At 63.9% G+C, this 2,535-nt stretch carries 3 protein-coding genes; 2 read left to right on the forward strand and 1 reads right to left on the reverse strand.

The annotated features are described in order from the left end of the window. Nucleotides 1-199: 199 nt before the first annotated feature. Nucleotides 200-1,255, forward strand: a complete 1,056-nt coding sequence (locus ENZ74_RS28715) for a succinylglutamate desuccinylase/aspartoacylase family protein (RefSeq protein ID WP_063168862.1) — start codon at nucleotides 200-202, stop codon at nucleotides 1,253-1,255. A 1-nt stretch (nucleotide 1,256) separates the two neighbouring features. Here the strand turns inward: ENZ74_RS28715 and ENZ74_RS28720 are convergent, their stop codons facing one another. Then, the gene (locus ENZ74_RS28720) at nucleotides 1,257-2,027 is read right to left on the reverse strand and encodes an isocitrate lyase/phosphoenolpyruvate mutase family protein (RefSeq protein ID WP_013529940.1); all 771 of its coding nucleotides are present in this window, start codon (nucleotides 2,025-2,027) and stop codon (nucleotides 1,257-1,259) included. 319 nt (nucleotides 2,028-2,346) lie between these two features. Here ENZ74_RS28720 and ENZ74_RS28725 point away from each other — a divergent pair. Then, the coding region (locus tag ENZ74_RS28725; protein WP_164761279.1) for a hypothetical protein at nucleotides 2,347-2,535 on the forward strand (189 nt) is incomplete at its 3' end.

A 2,535-nucleotide genomic window follows, 5' to 3' on the forward strand; every position in this document is an offset into this window, starting at 1 on the left:
ATGCCAATTTGCCGCTGGTCGGCGCAGCACTCGCTGTTTTGGCGGTCACCGCCGCTGTGCTGTCGCAGGCGCTGGACCGGCGCGCGCCGGTCATCCCGCTTCCGGCTGAATAGTCTCTTGCGCCCATAGCGCGGCAGGCTGGACCAATCGACATCGGCGCCTTCAAATCGCATGTCTCTCGCTCCTGATGGAGGAAGTCATGCAGAAATCGATCGAACGCATCGCCGGCGAAAGCGAAGGGGTTTCCTACGAATTCCCGCTGTTCCGCTTCACTGGTTCCGACAAGGCTGCTCCTTCGGCCTATCTGCAGGCGGCACTCCATGCCGGCGAGTTGCCGGGTGTCGTCGCCATCGACGCGCTGATGCCGATGCTCAACAAGGCTGAAGCCGAAGGCCGCATCAAGGGCAATCTCACCATCGTGCCCTGGGCCAATCCGATCGGCCGGGCGCAATATCATTTCGGCGAGCATCAGGGCCGCTTCCATCTCGGCACGCGCACCAATTTCAACCGCGGCTTTCCGCTGCTCGCGGCGCCCGACACAGCGCTCTTGCCCGACACCACCCTTGGCAGCGTCGACCAGCGGCTGAAGACGCGGCTGGTGCAGCTCTCGCTCGGCCACGACATCGTGCTCGACCTGCACTGCGATGACGAGGGCCTCGCCTATCTCTACGTCCACACAAGCCTGTGGCCTGATATGGCCGATTGCGCCGCGGCCATGGGCGTCGACGCGGTCGTGCTGTGGAGCGAAGACACCGACGGCACCTTCGAGGGCGCCTCGATCATGCCCTATCAGAACGTCCCCGCCGATGTGGCCAAGCTCGACCGTCGCGTCGCCACCACCGTCGAATATCGCGGCATCCTCGATGTCGATGGTGCTTTGGCCGCCGCCGACGCCGACGGCCTCTACCGGCTGCTGGTGGCGCGCGGCGTGATCGCCGACAGCGCCCTGCCCGCGCCGGGTCCTTTCACCGGCTTCGTGGCGCCATTGGAAAACATCGACATGATGCCGGCGCCACGGGCCGGTGCCGTGCTCTACGACGTGAAGCCCGGCGACCGCGTCGCCAAGGGCGCGCGCCTCGCCACCATCGTCCATGCACCGGGTGAAACCGATGGCCGCACCGAAGTGTTCGCGCCGCAGGACGGCATCATCCTGACCCGCCGCTCGCGCCGCATCATCCGCGCCGGCGAAGATCTTCTGAAGCTGGTCGGCGACAGGAAGAGCACTGATGCCCGGTCGGGAACGCTGGAGGACTGACTTAGCCCGAAATAGCCAGTCGCGCTTTCGCCTCCAGCCATTCCGCCATCTGCCGGTAAGGCACCGGGCCGTGACTGATGCGGGCGACACCCAGTTCCGCCAGCCGCTGGCGCGGCGGCACATGCGCCAGCGCAATGATGTTGACCGGCAACGCAATTGCCTTGCAGAGCGTCTCGATCAGGCCTTCGTCGCCAAGGCCCGGCGCAAAGAAGCCGTGCGCGCCGGCTTTTTCGAAGGCCTGTGCGCGCTCGATGGCCTGGTCGAGCAGAAGGTCATCATGCGCATCCGGTTTCGCCTTGAGGAAGATGTCGGTTCGAGCGTTGATGAATGCCGGTATGCCGGAAGCCTTGACGGCCGCCGCCGCGGCTTCGATGCGCTTTGCCTGCACGGAAATGTCATGCAGGCCGCTGCCACCGACAATCTGATCCTCGAAATTGAAACCGATAGCGCCGGCCCGCAGCGCCAACGTCACCGTGCGAGCGACGATTTCCGGGTCAACGCCGTAGCCGCCCTCGAGGTCCATGGTCACCGGCAGGTCGACCGACCCGACGATGCGCTTGATGTTGTCGAGCGCCAGTTCCAGCGGGATTTTCTCGCCATCGGCGTAGCCGAACGCGGCCGCGACCGGCCAGCTTCCGGTGGCGATCGCCTTGGCACCCGCTTTCTCGATGATCTTGGCCGAACCCGGATCCCAGGCATTGTAGAGGACGACCGGGTTGCCCTTGACGTGGAGGGAATGAAACGTCCGCGCACGCTCGATCTGCTCGGTCATGGTTATTTTCCCGTCTTCCTGCTGTTGGATGAGCACTCTAAGCGGCACTGTCGGCTCTGGCGATGTGCCATGAGCCTGAGAAGCGGCGGCCAACGAACAGACTTTCAAACCTGTTGCGCATCCTTCTTTTCGCAGCTATGGATTTCGCCATGAATATGCGTTCGATCAAGACCATTTGGTGGTGGGCCTGCTGACAGCGGCCTGTTCGAACACGTGCGCGTGAATAGAGAGGGTGGCCGCAACGGAAAGTCCGGGCGGCCATTTGTTTTTTCCAAGCCATTCCCGGGTCCGTTGCCCCAAGAAGCTGATGGAGACGGCAATGACGATGAAGGTTCTGGAAAACGGCGCGGAAAGTTTCGTGACCGCGGGTGGCATCACCATCACCCGCGCGCGCCACGACCGGCCGTATGCGGGCGCGATCGACGCTTACGTCGACGGCCTGAATTCGCGCCGCGGCGCGGTGTTTTCCTCAAACTATGAATATCCCGGCCGCTACACGCGCTGGGAC

Origin of the sequence: Mesorhizobium sp. M7A.F.Ca.CA.002.15.2.1, from assembly GCF_003998715.1 — a bacterium.
Classification (GTDB): Bacteria; Pseudomonadota; Alphaproteobacteria; order Rhizobiales; family Rhizobiaceae; genus Mesorhizobium; species Mesorhizobium ciceri.